Source organism: Larkinella humicola (assembly GCF_008727875.1).
Taxonomy (GTDB): domain Bacteria; phylum Bacteroidota; class Bacteroidia; order Cytophagales; family Spirosomataceae; genus Larkinella; species Larkinella humicola.
The window spans coordinates 109154-127854 of record NZ_VTWS01000005.1 but is presented as its reverse complement, the minus strand read 5'-3'; the positions used below and the strand labels follow the sequence as shown (position 1 = coordinate 127854).

Here is an 18701-nt window from a genome sequence, read left to right as displayed (position 1 = left end):
CCCTCCGGGGTAGTTCCTGTTAGAGCAGCTTAAAGGAGATTTAGGAGTAATAAACCTACCTGAAACTAAAACTAATGCCTGCAACCCGACGTCACTTTCTGAAAGTATCCGGCCTGAGCGGTTTAGCCCTCACCGCCGGACTCCCCGAACTTTACGCCAGCACAAACGCTGCGCTGGCGGAGACTGAGTATGATCTGATCATTGTTGGGGCCACGCCCGGCGGAATCATGGCCGCCGTTTCGGCTTCCCGGATGGGCAAAAAATCGTTGATTCTGGAGCGGACGGCCTACATTGGCGGTTTGCCCGCCAACGGACTTGGTGCCACCGACATCGCCACCCGCGGAGCCACGGGCGGGTTATTCCTGGAGTTTGTGCAGCGCATCAAGGCCTATTACGTCGAAAAATACGGCGCGGATTCGCAGCAGGCCACCGACTGTGCCAATGGCTACCATTTCGAGCCGTCGGTAGCCGCCAAAATCTTCAATGGTTTTTTGAAAGACAGCCCGAATGCGATGGTATTGACCCTGCGGCAGTTCGATTTTGAACCGGAAAATCTGACGATTGAGAAAAACCGCATTCGGGGCATTCGCGTCATCAACCGAACGACGAAAAAAACGGAAACCTACCAGGGGCGGTTTTTTATCGACGCGACCTATGAAGGTGACCTGATTGCGGCTGCGGGCGTGCCGTTTTTTCTGGGCCGGGAAGGCAAATCGGAATACAACGAAGTGGGAGCCGGGCGAGTGTATAAATACTGGGCCGGGCCGGAAGGCGAAGGCTCGACGTTTCAGGGCGACAATGCCGTGCAGTCGTACAATTACCGTTTGTGCGTGACCAACGATCCGAAAATCCGGGTCAAAATCCAGAAACCGGCGCGTTATAACCGCGAAGAATATGCCTCGCTGATCAATGACGTCAAAACCGGTACGTATACCGGCGTCGCCATGACGAAACTGACCGATGCGCAGAAGGCTGAAATTCAGCGCAAGACGAAAGCGGGCGTGTCGCCGGACGTTCCCGGTATGCCGAAAGGCATTGCCTGGCTGACGAATATGGTCAAACTGCCGAACGGAAAAAACGATGGTAACAACCAGCACCACGCCTTCATTTCCACCGATTTGCCGGAAGAAAACTGGCCGTATCCGACCTCCGGCTGGGAGTGGCGCGACCGGTTTGCTCAACGACTCCGGGAATATACCGAAGGCCTGTTTTACTTCGCCCAGAACGACCCCGAATTGCCCGAGTGGTTTCGAAACGAATGCGCGCAATGGGGCTGGGCGAAAGACGAATACACCGATAACGGAAATTTTCCCCGGCAGTTGTACGTTCGGGAAGGCCGCCGGATGAAGGGAAAATACATTTTCAAAGCCCAGGATGCGCAGCCGGTCAAACCGGGCGGCCGACCTCCGCTCCATGCCGACAGCATCACGGCCAGCCACTACGCCCTCGACTCGCACGCGGTTCGGAAACGGGAAGCGGGCAAAATTCACCTGGACGGTTTTATCAGTTATCCGTCGGCGGTTTATACGGTTCCGTTCCGGGTGATTGTGCCGGATTCGCCTTTGGAAAACCTGCTGGCACCGGTCCCGGCTTCGGCCACGCACATCGGTTTTTCGACGCTCCGGATGGAACCGTGCTGGATGGCCCTCGGGCAAGCCGCCGGAACCGCTGCGGCCTTGTGCGTCCAGAAATCGCAGTCGGTGCATGACCTGTCGGTGCCGGACTTGCAGAAATCGCTGCTTCAGCAAAAGGCCATTCTGGTGTATGAGAAGGGACTTTCAACATCCGACCCGAATTTCGAAGCCAATCAGTTGGGGGCCTTGCAGGGAAAATGAGTTTTAAAAAGAGTTGTATCGCGGAGTTTAGCAGAGGAAAAGGAGTTGAGCAGAGTTTTTTGTAAGTTCTCCGCTTAACTCTCTTTTACTCCGCTCAACTCCGCGAAATAATAATCCAAAAAACATGCGATACATACTACTTTGCCTCAATCTACTTCTCATCACCTCCGCCATTGCCCAGCAACAGGTGGATGTCTGCGTCTACGGCGGCACATCCGGGGGCGTCATTGCGGCTTACACGGCCCGGAAACTGGGAAAAACCGTGTTGCTGATCGAACCCGGCAAACACCTCGGCGGCATGACCTCCGGTGGCTTGGGCCTCACCGACATTGGCAACAAATACGCCATTACGGGCATCTCCCGCGACTATTACCGGCGCATCGGACAACACTATGGCAAGTTCGAGCAGTGGATTTTTGAACCGCACGTAGCCGAAAATCTTTTCAACGACTACGTCAAGCGCGGCCAGGTCGATGTGCTGTTGTCGCACCGGCTTTCGAGTGTGAAAAAGACGAATGGAACCATTCAGGAAATCGTTTTGGAAGACTCAGGAAAACCGGCTGCCAAACGCACCGTTCGGGCCAAAATGTTCATCGACTGCTCGTATGAGGGCGATTTGATGGCGAAAGCCGGGGTTTCGTACACCGTTGGGCGGGAGGATAATTCAAAGTACAACGAAACCATCAGTGGAGTGCAACTCATGAAAGGACACCAGCTTCCCGATGGCATCGACCCGTTCAAAACCCCCGGCAAACCGGAATCCGGCTTGCTCTGGGGCGTTAGTCCGGCGAAACTGGAACCGGATGGAACCGGCGACAATAAAGTCCAGGCGTATAATTACCGCATTTGCCTGTCGTCCGATCCGGCCAATCAGGTGCCCATTACACGCCCGGTGGGCTACGATTCCACCCGGTTTGACCTGCTCGCCCGGCTAATTGAGGCCCAGCCGCAGAAGCGCACGCTCAACGACTATTTCATCTGGAGCGGAATGCCCAACAAGAAAACCGACATCAACAACCGGAACGGTTTTTCGACGGATATGATTGGCATGAATTACGAGTATCCGGACGGAAGCTACGAGAAACGGGCGCAGATTATTCGCGATCACGAGCTGTATACCAAGGGATTACTGTATTTCTTCGGCCACGATTCACGGGTTCCGCAGGAACTTCAACAGCAGATGCTGAAATGGGGGTATCCCAAAGATGAGTATACCGACACCGGCAACTGGTCACCGCAACTCTACGTCCGGGAAGCGCGTCGGATGGTCGGTGCCTACGTGATGACGCAGGCCAATTGCCAGGGAAAAGAGGTCGTGACCGATGGGGTTGGCATGGCGGCTTACACGATGGATTCGCATAACATTCAGCGGATTGTGATCGAAAAAGACGGCAAGAAAATGGCGAAGAACGAGGGTAACGTCGAGGTGGGTGGTTTTGGGCCGTACCCGATTGCGTACCGCGCCCTCATTCCGAAAGAAACCGAGTGCCGGAATCTGCTGGTGCCGGTTTGCCTGTCAGCATCCCACATTGCCTACGGATCGATTCGGATGGAGCCGGTTTTTATGGTGCTGGGCCAATCGACCGCGCTGGCGGCTTCGATGGCGATCGATGCGAAAACCAGTGTACAGAAAGTGGATATCGCCAAATTGCAGCAGGAACTGAAAATGAATCCGTTAGCGGATAAAAGTACACCCGAAATTCTGGTCGATAATGACGACCAGGTATCGACGGCGGCAACCGGCCCGTGGCGGCTGGAAAGCAAGAGCAAAGGCGGCTATGGCCCGTCGTATCTGATCCACGAAGGACAGGGCACCGAAGCCGCGTCGGTGCGGTTTACGCCGAACATTGTCAAAGCGGGCAAATACCGCATTTACACCTATTTCCCGCGACTGGCTAAAAGTGCTTCGGAGTTGGGGGTAACGGTTTCGGACGGAAAAAGCCAGAAGTCTATTCCGATCAAACCCGCTGATATTGTGGTGGTTGGGCAAACGTCCGGCGAGTGGGTGTCGCTTGGGGAATACGACCTGCCGAAAGGGAAAACGGCCTCGGTTGAAATTGCGGTCAAGCAAACCGACGGTCCGGTGGTGGCTGATGCGGTTTTGTTCGTACCGGCGTTTTAACATCCGTGGGTACGTTTAATTTCAATTTGGTGGCTGGTTGACAGTAGAGGAAAGCCTGATCGGAGCTTTACACGGTTAGCAATCTTCATTTTATTCCTTCATGATTCTTGATCTTTTCTCCCTTCAGGGCAAAACGGCACTGGTAACCGGCGCCAAACGCGGGATTGGTAAAGCGATGGCCATTGCGCTGGCCGAAGCCGGTGCCGACATCATCGGGGTGTCGGCCACGCTCGAACCGGGTAGCGAGGTGGAAACCGCCGTAACCGCACTGGGCCGCAAGTTTTATCCGTTTCCGGTCGATTTTACGGATCGGTCCGCGCTGTATACCTTTCTCGAAACCGTCCGCGACGAGTGTCCGCCCATCGATATTCTGGTTAACAATGCCGGGAACATTCGCCGAAAACCAGCGGCCGAACATCCGGACGAATACTGGGACGAAATCATCGACATCAACCTCAACGCCCAGTTCATCATCAGCCGGGAAATCGGTCGCGAGATGCTGGCCCGGGAGGTGGACTACAACCGAAAAATCATTTTTACGGCTTCCCTGCTCACCTTTCAGGGTGGCATGACGGTGCCGGGCTATGCGGCTAGCAAAGGCGCCATCGGGTCGCTGACCAAAGCGTTGGCGAACGAATGGGCATCGAAAGGCATCAACGTCAACGCCATTGCGCCGGGCTACATCGCCACCGACAACACGGCCGCGCTCCGGGCCGATGCCGACCGCAATCCGGCCATTCTGGCGCGCATTCCCGCCGGACGCTGGGGCGAAGCCGATGACTTGCAGGGTGCCGTCGTTTATCTGGCCTCGCAGGCTTCCAACTACGTGCAGGGAACGATTCTGACCGTCGATGGCGGGTGGATGGGGCGATAGGTTGACCGAAAACCGTAAACATTCGGATCCGTTTCGCAGTTATGGAAGGAAACAACCCTCACCATGATGGACACGAACGAAAACGAAAATCAGGAAACCTTCGACCCGCAGGCCCGGGACGAATCATATTATTCTAAAAACCCGTATCAACACGGAACGTCCGATTACGGGAAACCGAGTGAGGGCGTAGGAACCGGCGAAATGGTGGTTCCGTCGGCTGATGGGGGCGAAGTTGCCCACGACATCAGTGCCGACCGGGAAGACAACCGGGGTAATTTTGAACATGAAGCCCGCCCGGACAGCCACGGATCGACACAGGAATGGGATGTAGATCCCAATGTGATTGCTGAAAACCGGCAGGATGCGGCCCATGCGCCGGATAGCGTTGAAAGCGGTTTGCCCAGCAGCATCGAGGGATTGCCCGATAATCCATCGGACGAAGCACTGTTTGTCCGCAAAGGCGCTACCTACCTGGAAGAAGGCGATAAACCGTCGGAAAGCTACGACCCGCACCATATGGGGTATGGCGATGGCGACGATGATGAGAAAAAAGATAAGTCGTAAAATAAAGTTGAATCTTTGCGAAAACGGCCTGCTGATCTTAGCAGGCCGTTTTTTTTTCATAATTCGGATGGCGAACGCTGCGTCAACTGACGAGCGTCTTTCGAAAAATGGGAGAAATCGGTGTAGCCGACCTCTTCGAACGGATACCGGCTTCCATAGCGTTGATACAACTGAAGCGCGTTCTTAAACCGAACAAGTTTCTGGCAATATTTGGGTGAATAACCCAGTGTTTCGTTGAAATACCGGTGAAGTGAAGGGTACGAAACGCCGAGTTCGCGACAGATCTTGCTCAAGTGCTGATCCCGGTTTGCGGTTTTTGGTCCAAATTTCTGCAAAACCGCCTGCACGATTTTTAACTTGTAATTCACTTCTACCCGCTGAATTCGCTTCAGCAACCGAGTCTCCATCAGGCGGACGCGTTCGTGAAAAACAGGAGCGGTTTGCAATTGCTCTTCCAGTCCGTCCGGGTGGATCGAAATACTTAAGTCCGCATGGGCATTTTCTATTTCCTGAGTCTGGAAATGAAACAGTTTACCCAGCATTCCCGGTTTGAATTTGACGTAAAATTCGTGAACGCCAGCGGGGTAGATGGACGTGTGTAAATCCGTCAGATTTCCGAGCAGCCGGGAACCGTGTCCGGTTTTGATCGCGCCAGTTTTCTGGTTGATCGACAGCCATTTTTGCGGATTCAGACTGATGCACAGTAAATTTGAAAGGTTCGGTAAGCCATTCAAATACAGTGGATTCGATAAGGTGGCAGGTTGATTTACTTCAAAATAATAGTCGACAAAAACCGTCAGTGCCGGGCTGGGGTAGGCCAGCCGAAAATGCGGTTCTGCTTCGTCTTCATAAATAACCCGTCCTTTGTTCATGACACCAATCGAAACAGCAGTTCGACCCCCAGGCCGGTGATCAGAAACCGCTCTTTTTTGTTTTGCAACAATTGCTGCGTCCAGTCGACAAAACCGCCGTCGCCAATTTCGTAGTCCTGACCACCAACTGTGATCAATATCTTGTATTGTAGTCCTTTGTAATAGTGGTTTTCCCGATTGGGTGCAGTTTCGGTTTCGATGACGAGGTCGGGCCGACGTTGCAGGAGATGGTCTTTCACTTGTTCCAGCAATCGACCGTCCTCACTTCGTTGAATGAGTTTGAACCGGAGCGTATCCATCCGCAGGGCGTCGCGCAAAACGGCCGTCATCACCGAGATGTGTTCGGCCAGACTTTCGCGCTCAAACTGAAAACTGCCGGTATCGCGTCCCGACGAGACCAGACAACCGATTTTAAAGTGTTGGGTATGCCCCGCAACGGCCACTCTGGGCGTCCGAACGTGCCGCTGAATGGTGCTGAACCGGAGTTGATCGGTGGGCGAAACCGGTTTCCATTGTCCGCTTTTTTTTAAGTCGCTAACGTGCAGCGCGAGTGCGTTGGTGGCGTCGGCCAGCACTTCGGTGCCGCGTAGGGCCGACAGGATTTTCTGCTGATCGGCGGTTGCTACCACCGAGCAGGAACCCAGGGGGGCCACCGGCGACAGTTCGATGGGTTTGAACAGAAACGTCTCGAATAGCTGCAAAAGCTTGGTTTCCAGCCCGCGCAAAGCCAGAAAGTTGGTGTCGGCCGGTTTAACGAAGCGGTTTTTCTGGTAGTGTTGCAGCAATTCCGTCGGGGCCAGCCGCCCGGTTTGCCGGTTGAATACCTCCAGCAACAGCGAATTCAGTTCCGAGGGCGTCAGTTCGTCCGACAGAATCTGCACCAGATCCGGTCGGTTGATTCGGTTCAGGATTTTCTCGACAATGGTCATGACAGCAGCGCAGTTACTTTCTCCTCATCAACGAGACTATACCGGTATTCATCCACGACTTTACCGTCCTTGTAGACAGCCGCTTTCTGAATGACATCCAGCACAAATCCATTTTTTTCCAACACCCGCATCGACGGTTTATTGTAGGCCATGATGCCCGCAAAAAGCCGGATCAGCCGGGTGGTTTCAAACGTATACTGAACGAAGTGACGAATGGCGACCGTGGCCATTCCCCGACCCCAATAGGGTTCGCCGAGCCAGTAGCCAATTTCACCCGACAATTGATGAATGTCCGTTTGCGGAATCACGCCGGTAATACCCGCCAGCTTTCCGTCCAGATAGATTCCTAAAACCAGGCCCATGGTACCGTCCTGAGCGGCTTCGATGAAATACACCGCGTCGTTGAGCGAATACGGATGCGGAAAGGAATCCCGCAAATTGAGCCAGATGGCGCGGTTATTGGCCAGTTGGGCAATGGTTTCGGCATCCCCGGCTTTCAGGCTGGCCAGTGTGATGCCGTTTTCGCAGTCAAGTTCGATTCGCGTCGTCATACCTGCAAAGGTGGTGGCAATCCGGGTGAAATCAGGTGTAAAAATCTATCATCTTGTAAAAAACGCATTTTATGGAAGCTTTTTACTAAAAAAGTTGCCGCATCGGTCCCGGTTTTCTAATATTGTTACGTTGTAGCTTTACAGCAAACCAATCGTGAACTCAAATTACATTTTTATGAAGATTACGCTCAACGCGCTGGCCCGGGTGGCCTTGTTGGCTCTGGTTTTAAACGTCGTCAATTCGTCTCAAACCGACGCATCAGGCCCCAAAAAAGGAAAATGGGTCAAACTTTTTGATGGAAAAACGTTGACGGGTTGGCACAGCTACCTGAAAAAGGAAGCGTCTGACAAATGGCAGGTGGAAGATGGGGCCATTGTGTTGACCAGCCGGGGCGGGGGCGACCTCGTAACCGACAAAGAATACGAAAACTACGAACTGGAACTGGAATGGAAGATTTCGGAAGGCGGCAACAGCGGAATCATCTACCGCGTTCACGAAGATCCGAAATACAAGAGCACGTATAACTCCGGTCCGGAGATGCAGGTGCTTGATAACGAGCGGCATAAGGACGCCAAGGCGGGCAAAAACGGAAACCGGACCTCCGGATCGCTCTACGATATGCTGCCACCTTCGGATTTTTCGGCCCAGAAAGTGGCCGGTGAATGGAATAAGGTTAAATTGGTGGTCAACAACGGGAAAGTCGAGCATTACCTGAACGGCAAGAAAGTGGTTGAATACCGCACCAGCGGTCCGGAATGGGATAAAATGGTGAGCGAAAGCAAGTTCAAAGGCTGGGAGGGTTTCAACCAGTTCAGCAAAGGCCACATCGCCCTCCAGGATCACGGCGACAAAGTATGGTATCGGAATATCCGAATCAAAGAATTATAAATAATATCGAATAACGAATGTTGAATAACGACTATCGAAGGAATGCTGTTTTATTTCGATAGTCGTTATTAGGTGTTCGATATTCATTATTCCCTTCCCACATGAAAACTCCTTCCCGCCGTTCGGCCATCAAAACCCTGGCCGGAACCGCCCTGACCTTTTCTGTTATCGACTCCTTAGCCGCTCAAATGGAAGAAACCCGGAAAACCGCTTTCCCGGCCTTGAAAGGCCGGATCAATCACTCCGCCTGCAAATGGTGCTACGGAAAAATTCCGCTGGAAGACTTTGCCAAAGCCGCTAAGGAAATTGGCCTGACCGGCATCGATCTGCTGGGACCAAACGAATGGCCGATCGTTAAAAAGTACGGTCTGACCTGCTCGATGGCGCAGGGAGCCGGGAAGGGCATCAACGACGGTTTCAATGATCCGAAACTGCACGACGAACTGGTGGCGAGTTACGAGGCCATTTTCCCGAAACTGAAGGAAGCCGGGCTGAAAAACGTCATCTGCTTTTCGGGAAACCGACGCGGTATGGACGATCAGAAGGGCATGGAAAACTGCGCGGTGGGCCTGAAACGGCTCATGAGCAGTGCCGAAAAGCACGGCGTGGTGATGGTGATGGAGTTGCTCAACAGCCGGGTCGATCATAAAGATTACATGTGCGACAAGTCGGCCTGGGGTGTGGAACTGTGCAAAATGGTCGGCTCCGAAAACTTCAAGATGCTGTATGACATCTACCACATGCAGATCATGGAGGGCGACATCATCCGCACCATCCGGCGGGATCACCAGTATTTTGCTCACTACCATACCGGCGGGAATCCGGGTCGCAACGAGATCGACAACGGGCAGGAACTGTATTACCCGGCCATTATGCAGGCCATCGTCGACACGGGCTACAAAGGCTTTGTGGCGCAGGAGTTCATTCCGAAGCGTGATCCGCTGACGTCGTTGCGGGAGAGTATTGCGATTTGTGACGTGTAGCTTAGGTGGTTTGGGCTAAAGTCTGTGAATAGAATTGTTTAAAAAGGCTTCTCTGTGACCGGGGAAGCCTTTTTGCGTCTAGGTAGGATTAGGGTACAGCATCGAAGACCGTATCCTGAAAATCCACTACCTATGAACACCGAAATGCCAGACCAGTACAGCAAGCTGCTGGGCGACATCAGCCACCAGATTTTGCAAAGCCGTTACCGGGCGGCTAAGCTCGTCAATCGCGAATTATTGCTGCTTTACTATGCTGTTGGAAAACGCTTATCTGAGAAGATTGCTGCCGAGAAATGGGGCGCAAAGGTTTTAGAGCAGCTTGCGGATGATTTGCAGAAAAAACTGCCGGGGCTGCGGGGATTCTCGCATCGGAACTTGAAAAATATGCGGCAGTTTGCCGAAGAATATGTCGAGCTAATTGGGCAGTTAACAACTGCCCAAATGGAAGATGCTAATAATCAAATAGATAGGATTATGCCGTTAGCAATGGCACAATTTGGCGACTTCAAAAGTGATGTTTTCTTTGGAGTGAGTTTTACACATCATATTTTATTACTGAATCGCTGCACAGCCTGGAATGAACGCCAGTTTTACATACAAGAATCCGTTAAAAACCAATGGACGGTTGAAATGCTTGACTGGCAAATCAAAGCCAAAGCGTACCAGAAACAGGATCAAAAATTAAGCAGCAATTTTGCCCGGACATTACCCGAAACGTTGCGTGACACTGCTTTACAAGCCTTCAAGGACGAATATCTGCTGGATTTTATCAATGTCGAAACCGACGATGAACGAGTCGTTGAAAAAGGCATCGTACAAAATATCAAGGATTTTATTCTCAAAGCGGGCAAAGGTTTTGCCTTTATCGGAAACCAGCATCGCCTTTTAGTCGATGACGAGGAGTTTTTCGTAGACCTGCTTTTTTATAACCGCCACCTAAAGTGTTTAATTGCGATTGAACTGAAGAAAGGGAAGTTCAGACCCGCTTATGCCGGACAATTAAACTTTTACCTGAACGTACTCAACGACCAGGAGCGGTTAGCCGATGAAAACCCGGCTGTTGGCATTATGCTCTGCTCGGCTAAAAATGATAAGACGGTTGAGTATGCTTTTCAGGCTATTCACAATCCGATGGGCGTAGCAACCTACCAACTCAGTTCGGACTTGCCGGCGCATTTGCGTGATGTCTTGCCTGACCCGGAAGCTCTTAAAAAATTACTTGGCTGACACTCTCGGCATAAGCTAATAAACAAAACACCGGCTTCCCCACGCATGAAGAATCCGGTGTTATAAAAGTAGAATTGTTGTTTACTGAGCATACGTAATAAACCGCTGCGACTGCACCGCAGGCAAGGCACCAATCTCGATCTGGCGAACGATTTTCTGGTTGCCGTCGGTGATTTCCAGGTAGTAAACGCCGGTTTTCATGCCTTCAAAATCAAATTTGCGCCAGTGGTTGGCGGGGGTTTTGCTCAGGGCTTCCCGGTAAAGAACCGTGCTGTTGGCATCTTTCAGCCGGATGGTCACTTTTCGGGGCTCCCGAACGGCCAGCATCACATTAATCTTCTCCTGGGTGCCCAGAAACATGTTCACATCAAAGGCCGACTGGCTGGCCTTTGGATCGTTGGCTGCGGTTACCTGGGCATTCGAAACCGTTACGAGTAAACCGACTAAAAGTGTCATCAGTACGTGTTGTGCAATCGTTTTCATGAGTTTGTGTTGTTTCGTTTCTGTGACAAAGGTGCAGTGTTTTGGAATATTAGCAAAACGAATTATTTTTGTCGAAATCATGAAAATTATTCATCATGGAAATCCGGCATCTGCAAATGGTGAAAGAGGTGGCTACCTGCGGCAACCTCACCAAAGCCGCCGATCGGCTGTACCTGACCCAGTCGGCACTGAGCCATCAGTTGAAAGAAATTGAGGGCTTTTTTAATACCCAGTTGTTCATCCGCGACAAAAAGCAGATGCGGCTGACGGATGCCGGAACGGTGGTGTTGGAGGCCGCCGAGAAAATTCTGCGGGAAGTGGCCGAAACCAAAGCTAAAGTCAAGTGCCTGACCGACAAAGAGTCCGGTGAGGTACGGCTCTGCACGGAATGCTACACCTCCTACCACTGGCTGTCGGGATTTCTGCGAGCCTACCGGGATATTTACCCGAAAGTGGATGTAAAAATCGACATCGAAGCTACGCACTACGCCGAGCAACACCTGCTTGAAAACAAGATCGACGTCGCCATTCTCGAAGATTCTGAAAATCCCAAATTGACCTACACGCCACTTTTTCAGGACGAGTTTATGGTGATTGTGGCCCCTGACCACGAATGGGCGGGGCGCGAGTGGGTAGAAATCGATGAATTTGCCGACCAGAATTACGTCATGTATAATATCCCGGATGAAGAAAGCTCCAATTTTAAGATGCTTTACAAAAACAGTCGTCCCCAACGGGTTTATAAAATGACGTTGACCGAAGCCATTCTGGAAATGGTAAAAGCCGGCATGGGCGTGGCGCTGCTGCCCAACTGGATTGTCAAACCGTATCTGAAATCCGGCGAATTGTCCGCCGTTTCGCTCACCCGGAAGCGGTTCCTGCGGACGTGGTATGCCGCGACGCTGAAAAACAAACAACACGCCCCGTATACCGATGCGTTCATCGAGAAACTGGCGTCCTATATGAAAGAACTTGACGGTTATGCCGTTCTTTGCCCGGCCTAAAGCCAGCCGGTTTTTGCCCGATCCGGGTTATTTTATCAGACAACTGTTTTCTTACTCAACCTGATTGTGTCTACTTCTACTGATTCGACGCCCTTGCCCCGACGGCTGGGATTGTGGCAAGCTACGGCCTTGAATATGATCGATATGGTCGGTATCGGCCCGTTCGTGGTGTTGCCCCTGGTTATTCACATCATTGGCGGGCCGCATTTCCTCTGGGCGTGGATTCTGGGAGCGGTTATTTCGCTGATCGACGCCCTGGTCTGGGCCGAATTGGGGGCCGCTTATCCGCAGGCCGGGGGGAGCTATAACTTTCTGAAAATTGCCTACGGTGAACAACGCTGGGGCAAGATGCTGTCGTTTCTGTATGTCTGGCAAACCATGATTCAGGCCCCGCTGGTGGTGGCTTCGGGAGCCATCGGTTTTGCGCAGTATGCTTCGTATCTGATCCCGTTGGAGGGCTGGGAACGAAAGGCCGTTTCCGGGGGTGTGGTGATCCTGATTACGATGCTGTTATACCGCAAAATTGAATCCATTGGCCGCATCAGCATTTTGCTGTGGGTTTGTGTACTAGCCACGCTGGGCTGGATCATCTGGGGTGGTCTGACGGGCGGGCAACAGACGGTTTCGTTCGCGTTGCCGTCGGGCGAATCCCTATCCGGATTGTTTGGCGCCGGTCTGGGAATTGCGTCCGTGAAAACGATTTATTGCTATTTAGGCTACTATAATGTGTGTCACCTGGGTGGCGAAATCCGCAATCCGTCGCGCAACATTCCGTTGAGTATGTTGATTTCGGTGGTCGGCATTGCGGTTTTGTATCTGTCCATGAACTGGAGCGTCGTCAGTGTCATTCCCTGGCAGGAAGCCCAGCACAGCGAGTTTATCATCAGTGCCGTGATTGAGCGGCTTTACGGTTCGCAGGCGGGTACGATCGCGACGTTTATGGTGTTAATCGTGGCCTTTTCGTCCTTATTTGCGGTTTTGCTGGGGTATTCGCGGGTTCCCTACGCGGCTGCCGCCGACGGTCAGTTTTTCCGGATCTTCGCCAAACTGCACCCCACCCGGCATTTTCCATATGTCTCGCTGTTGTTTCTGGGTGGGCTGGGTTTCGGTTTTAGTTTGCTGTTTCGCCTGTCCGACGTCATTACGGCCATTCTGGCGATGCGGATTGTGGTGCAATTTATCGGACAGGCCGTTGGCTTGCTGCTGTTGCACAAACGCAAGCAAACCAGCGCGTTTCCGTTCAAAATGCCGCTCTATCCGTTGCCGGTTTTGCTGGCCATCGCCATCTGGACCTTCATCTTCATTTCCACCGGCTGGACGTTTATGCTGTCGGGTCTGACGGTGATTGCGCTGGGGATTATCGTGTTCCTGATTACGGCCCGCATTCGCAAGCAGTGGCCGTTCGGAGCCGTGGACCAATCCGCTACGCCTTTGGTGGATCCGACGGAATCGTAATCCGCCCGCGCCAGAATTCACGGCTGTAGACCCGCAGGAACGGCCAGTTTTTCATCTGTAAGGCAAACGGCGTGTAGGCGTGAGCGTCTTTGAGCGTGCTTTCATAGTACAAATCATCGTCGGTCAACACCAGCCCTTCGTACAAATCGGCGGTTTTACGGGTCAGATCGGCAAAGGGAAGTTCTTCCACCAGACCGGTTTTGGTGTCTTTCAGCGCATCTTTCAGCAAACGCGCACCCGGAACGCGGTCGGTTCGGCGGGGTTGCGGGGCATACGAACCGTCGGCCACGGAGAGGGCATACTCGAGGTATTGCTTCAACACTTTCGGCCCTTCGTTGGCGGTGTTTTCAACGGCAAGCTGTTGTGGATATATACTCGTGACTACGTAAATCCGTTCCCGCGCCCGCGTCACGGCCACATTCAGGCGGTTTTCGCCCCCTTTGGCGTTCAAACTACCGAACTGGGCCGACAGTTTTCCGCCAACATCGGGTGCGTAGCCGATGGAAAAAATAATCACATCGCGCTCGTCGCCCTGTACATTTTCGATGTTTTTGACGAAAGTGGTTTCGGTGGAAGTGGGGGACGCTGATGCAGATTTGAAATCTGCATCTTGATCTGTTTCGGATTTGTAATCCGCATTTTTACTTACTTCGGATTGCAACGGGGTCGCCCGGCGATCCGAAACAGATGAAATTCCAGCGGGGTCGCCCGGCGATTGCAACGGGGTCGCCCGGCGATCTGGAACAGCGGATTGCAAACCTGGAACAATGCGCCCTGCCAGTGCGTGTTCCTCCAGCAATTCCTGAATCAACTGCTGCTGCTGGAAGTTGAACGTCACCACGCCGATGGAACGCCCCGGCAACTCGTTCGCCAGTTGATCGATCAGGGCAACCACGGCGCGGGCTTCGGTTTCGTTGGTGTTATTTTCCCAGATTCCTTTCACGTTCGAATACCGGATGGCAGGCTCCCGGCGGTTGAGCTGGTGGAAATCGGGGAGGAGATGGAGCGAATTTTTGTAGAAAAGCCGGTTTGAAAAATCTATCAGATCAATCGAGCGACTGCGGTAGTGGCCGCGCAACTGCGTTTGCGGGAAATAATGCGTGGCCAGATCGAGCAGCGATTCCACTTCCAGCGCAGCGGACGTTTCCTCATTGGGTTCGGTTTCAAACCGGATGCGGTATAAATCGCTCGGTTGAAGCTGCTTGCTGTCGCCGGTGATGACCACCTGCCTGGCGCGATACATCGCCGGAATGCCGTTTTCGGCAAAACACTGCGACGCTTCATCGAAAATCACCAGATCGAAAAGCCCCGGTTTCATCGGAAAAATGGCCGAAACCGATTCCGGCGACGCCATCCAGCACGGAACCAGTTGAAAAACCTCGTCCGAGTGCTGCTCCATCAGTTTCCGAACCGGCCAGATGTTGCGTTTTTTGGTCACCTGATGGCTCAATTCCCGGTATGTAACAAGGTTGTTCAGGCGGTTGAAAGCCAGATTCTGGTACGCTTTTTCGCGAAGTTTAACCAGCAAGATCTGGCGGCTCAGCGTCTGTTTCTTCCGGACACTCTCCTGCAAAGCGGTTTCTAACTGGCTGATTTTTAAAGAAGAAACACCACGTAGAATGGGGTATAAGCTCTCAAGATGTTCAATCCAGGCCAGGTGCAGACTGTTTAAAAACAGCCCGACCGTTCCCGTATCGCCCAGCCGTTGCACAATGTCCCGTTCCGCAACCGTGAAATTGTCGGTCAGCCGATCGGTTTCAATCAACAGGTCGATGTCCTGTTCGAGGGTGCGAATCAGCGCATCGGTTTGGGCCGGTTCCTGCCACAACCTTTGGATTTGCGATTCGCTCAGAAACGATTGCCACCGGCTGCGTTGAGCCGCCACACCACGACCGGTTTCCAGCAATTGCGCTACGGTTTTTGAAAAAACACCGACGGTTTCCAGCCGGGATTCGGGCAGGGTATTCAACCAGGAAATGGCGTTCAACCGGCGGACCGCGTCGAGCGCCTGGCGGGCCAGACGAACGGTCAGAACGGCATTTTCGGCGGTAACGTCCTGATCGACGGTCTTTTCGATTTGCTGACGAAGGATCTCAAAGCGGATTCGACGCTGTACTTTTTCGAGCAAAACCGGCAGCGTTTCGTCGGAAAGGGCCAGGCCGTTGGCGGCTGCGAGTTGCTGCAACCCGGTTTTGTCCTTGCTGAACCAGCCCCAAACTGTACGTCCGACAAACGACGAATGGCTTTGAATGGCTTCCTGCAACCGGTGGGCCATGTTGGGCAGGTCGGTCACCGGAAGGCTTTTTTCGATGCCGGTTCCGCCCAGGCAGTCACTGAGTTCGGCTTCCATGCGTTCCAGTTCCTCCGGTTCGGTCCGGAACAGCGGATGGCCGGACTGTTGTTGCAATCGCCGAACCCACTGCCAGCGGGGGGCCGAAGGGTCGGCATTCAGCAAGGTCAGCAAGGCGGTGGTTTCCCATTCGTCCTCCTGCACGGTTTCCCAGTCGGCGAACGAAAACGTACGATGGGTGAGCATTTGCGCCTGTTCGGTTACGGTTTTAACGAAAACCGGCAGTTCTCGCAGCATTTTTTTGAGTGTCGGGAGCTGGCCAAACGAGAAGGGAGCGAAGGAAATCCGGTCGGCCCACGGATGATCGGGACCCAGGCGGTTTATATAAGCACCGTATTCCCGCAATTTTTCCACAAAACCAGCCACCGAATCGGGCCGAAACTGGGTATACACATCGGCAAGTGGAATGGTTTCGGCAGTGGGATCGCTGCTCAGGTACAACTGTTTGACGGAAATTCCCGCTTCTGTTTCGTTAAACAGGGCTTCTTTGAAGGCTTGTAATTCCGCCAGCGTCTGATCGATCCGGCGGCTTTCCTGATCGAAATTGCGTTCCAGTAAAATCGCATCCAGGCCGTAATTCTGTTTGCGGTATTCTTCCACCCGCTCAATCTGACCGGCGATCTGGTCGTAAAGTGCCTTGCGGTCGTTCTTGAAATCGTGAATCAGGGCCGAAAAGGGCTGCATCCCGACCTGACGCAGTCGTTCGTAGACCACATCCAATGCCGCCCGTTTCTGACAAACCAGCAAAACCCGCTTGCCCTGTGCGGCAAAATCGGCCATCAGATTTCCAATCAACTGCGATTTGCCGGTTCCCGGAGGACCCTGCACCACCATCGACTCCCCGGCTTTGATGCGTCGGATGGCTTCCTCCTGCGATGCGTCCAGGGCCAGGGGCGTGTGCAGCGTTTCTTCCCGGACCGAAACCGGTTTCTGAGACGCGTTGAAATCGGGGAGCAAACCGGCCATCAACGCTTCGGAGGATGGCTCCGGCAGCTCGTCGGTTTGCAGGAATTGCACGGCTTCGCCTTCCAGCAACACCTCATAATCGGGTACCAGATACGAACCCGCCTGCGGAAAAATGCCCAGCACGGCTTCGGAATACAGCTTCAATTCGCCGTTGCGCTCCAGTTTATCCAGATCAGTTTTTTTAACCGGATCGAACCACTGGAGCTGATCCGTAAAAAGATTCTGGTTGAAATTGATTTCCAACGGGCTGGCTTTCAGCCACTCGTAGAGTTGGGTGCGAAAAACCGTAGCGTCTTTGTCGTACTCATCCAGCGTGTGTTCCAACACGGCATCGGGCAGAATGAACTGGTTGTAGTACCCATACGCCATCAGAAAACTGCGGTTGAGCATGATGGACTCATCCGCCCGGCGAACGAGCATCCATTTATTGCCCTGGGGTTCGAGGTGAACCGGGAAGAAAACCAGTGGCCCGTGAATCACCGTTCCGTCGGCCAGCTTGCCACGCACGAAGGGATACCCCACGTACAAGTCTTCCGAACCGCGTTCTTCTTCGATAAACCGGTCGGTTCGGGCAATTTTCCGGAGTTTTTTACTGACCTCGTTGCCTTTTTCCAGTCGGCTATCCATCACATCGCAGAGCGGAATGGCGGGTCGGCGGGCCATTAGCTGGCGGACGAGATCGAACGACGGTTTGTTGTCCAGAAAATCAAGCTCGTGCAGATCCAGAAACTGCTCGACGGGCAGGTTGGTCAGCAGCAGCGACCGGTTGCGGCTGCTGAGGTTGGTCAGGCGTTTGAGGTAAGCTTTAAGAACCGTTGGGGATAGCATACGTACCCACGGATTTGAATCCGTGTTTTGTCCGGAAAACTGACTGAAAATAGGGAGCGAATGAAAACGCCACCGAAGAGTGAATGCACCTGATCGTGCAAAAAACGAAGCCCATTCCCCATCGCTGCCCCTACAAAACTACCCAAAAAGCCGTAAAAACACAGGGTTCGCAACGGGACAGCCCGGCGTAACTGATCGGGGCGGAGGGCCGCGCTGATTAGCCAGGAATTTTTCAGGACTTCATTGTGGTAAAATCGTACATCGAATGGCTATAAATGTATACTAAAACAACAAAATATTAGTATAATATTGCGATATAATTATATAAGTAGCAATTGTTATCATAGATACTGTACGCTTAACTTCATTTCAAGACCTTATAAACAGGTCTTTCTGACGTGTGGATGCACCGATAACGCAATGGCTCCGACTGACAAGCATATGCCTGGTGAAATGATCCGGAGGGCCCCGAAGACCCACGAAGCTCTCTATGTACAGTATCGACCGGCTTCTCTCAAATTTTGTGAGTCCCTGATTAAGAACAAGGGAGAAGCTGAGAAAATGGTTTGTGCTGTTTTTAGTGAACTTCAGGACTGCGGATCAGAACCCCAGTCTGACCCGGATTTTAAAGCTTTTTTGTTCATCAGGCTGCGGAACCAGGTTTTTCATTACCTGAAAACCCGCGCGAAGAGCGAATTGGCCGGTGGCCCGTCAGAACCCCAATCCACTGGCAATCGAATCAATCATTCCTTGATCCGATTGTAATCTC

14 protein-coding genes are annotated in these 18701 nt (G+C 52.7%); 9 read left to right on the top strand and 5 right to left on the bottom strand.

The features are described from left to right. Positions 1-74 precede the first annotated feature (74 nt). The 4 genes from F0P93_RS19410 to F0P93_RS19395 all read left to right on the top strand — a co-directional run bounded on the left by F0P93_RS19410 (position 75) and on the right by F0P93_RS19395 (position 5395). Positions 75-1835: an FAD-dependent oxidoreductase gene (locus F0P93_RS19410; RefSeq protein WP_150878888.1), complete on the top strand. Its 1761-nt coding sequence runs from the start codon at positions 75-77 to the stop codon at positions 1833-1835. A gap of 124 nt (positions 1836-1959) precedes the next feature. Continuing rightward, positions 1960-3957, top strand: coding sequence for an FAD-dependent oxidoreductase (locus F0P93_RS19405; RefSeq protein WP_150878886.1), 1998 nt, complete (start codon positions 1960-1962; stop codon positions 3955-3957). Positions 3958-4057: 100 nt separating this feature from the next. Beyond that, a complete protein-coding gene (locus tag F0P93_RS19400) occupies positions 4058-4831 on the top strand; it encodes an SDR family oxidoreductase (protein ID WP_305036507.1) in 774 nt (257 codons plus the stop codon). Positions 4832-4894: 63 nt separating this feature from the next. Beyond that, entirely contained in the window at positions 4895-5395 is a 501-nt protein-coding gene (locus F0P93_RS19395) for a hypothetical protein (RefSeq protein WP_150878885.1), read from the top strand. A gap of 56 nt (positions 5396-5451) precedes the next feature. On the opposite strand, the gene F0P93_RS19390 is transcribed toward F0P93_RS19395, so the two are convergent. Genes F0P93_RS19390 through F0P93_RS19380 form a run of 3 tightly spaced genes read right to left on the bottom strand, consistent with a single transcriptional unit; the run spans position 5452 to position 7747 of the window. Then, a complete protein-coding gene (locus F0P93_RS19390) occupies positions 5452-6267 on the bottom strand; it encodes an AraC family transcriptional regulator (protein WP_150878884.1) in 816 nt (271 codons plus the stop codon). Further along, positions 6264-7196 (bottom strand): hypothetical protein, encoded by a 933-nt coding sequence (locus F0P93_RS19385; protein ID WP_150878882.1) that lies wholly within the window; start codon positions 7194-7196, stop codon positions 6264-6266. Before F0P93_RS19385 ends, F0P93_RS19390 begins: the two co-directional genes overlap by 4 nt. Continuing rightward, the gene (locus F0P93_RS19380) at positions 7193-7747 is read right to left on the bottom strand and encodes a GNAT family N-acetyltransferase (RefSeq protein WP_150878880.1); all 555 of its coding nucleotides are present in this window, start codon (positions 7745-7747) and stop codon (positions 7193-7195) included. Before F0P93_RS19380 ends, F0P93_RS19385 begins: the two co-directional genes overlap by 4 nt. A 175-nt stretch (positions 7748-7922) precedes the next feature. On the opposite strand from F0P93_RS19380, the gene F0P93_RS19375 reads away from it, so the two are divergent. From F0P93_RS19375 to F0P93_RS19365, 3 genes are all read left to right on the top strand, one after another. Further along, complete coding sequence (locus F0P93_RS19375; RefSeq protein ID WP_150878878.1) at positions 7923-8636, top strand: 3-keto-disaccharide hydrolase; 714 nt, start codon at positions 7923-7925, stop codon at positions 8634-8636. Between the two features lie 101 nt (positions 8637-8737). After that, positions 8738-9619, top strand: coding sequence for a hydroxypyruvate isomerase family protein (locus F0P93_RS19370; RefSeq protein ID WP_150878876.1), 882 nt, complete (start codon positions 8738-8740; stop codon positions 9617-9619). Positions 9620-9751: 132 nt separating this feature from the next. Further along, complete coding sequence (locus F0P93_RS19365) at positions 9752-10846, top strand: PDDEXK nuclease domain-containing protein (RefSeq protein ID WP_225309561.1); 1095 nt, start codon at positions 9752-9754, stop codon at positions 10844-10846. A gap of 81 nt (positions 10847-10927) precedes the next feature. On the opposite strand, the gene F0P93_RS19360 is transcribed toward F0P93_RS19365, so the two are convergent. Beyond that, on the bottom strand, positions 10928-11329 hold the full coding sequence (locus tag F0P93_RS19360) for a T9SS type A sorting domain-containing protein (RefSeq protein WP_150878874.1): 402 nt from the start codon (positions 11327-11329) through the stop codon (positions 10928-10930). Between the two features lie 95 nt (positions 11330-11424). On the opposite strand from F0P93_RS19360, the gene F0P93_RS19355 reads away from it, so the two are divergent. Beyond that, positions 11425-12333 carry a LysR family transcriptional regulator gene (locus F0P93_RS19355; protein WP_150878872.1) on the top strand — a complete coding sequence of 303 codons (909 nt, stop codon included), beginning with the start codon at positions 11425-11427 and terminating at the stop codon, positions 12331-12333. A gap of 135 nt (positions 12334-12468) precedes the next feature. Then, a complete protein-coding gene (locus F0P93_RS19350; RefSeq protein ID WP_150879774.1) occupies positions 12469-13788 on the top strand; it encodes an APC family permease in 1320 nt (439 codons plus the stop codon). Here F0P93_RS19350 and F0P93_RS19345 read toward each other — a convergent pair. Beyond that, positions 13757-17932 (bottom strand): AAA domain-containing protein, encoded by a 4176-nt coding sequence (locus F0P93_RS19345; protein ID WP_150878870.1) that lies wholly within the window; start codon positions 17930-17932, stop codon positions 13757-13759. The two genes, F0P93_RS19350 and F0P93_RS19345, sit on opposite strands and share 32 nt — an antisense overlap. Positions 17933-18701 lie beyond the last annotated feature (769 nt).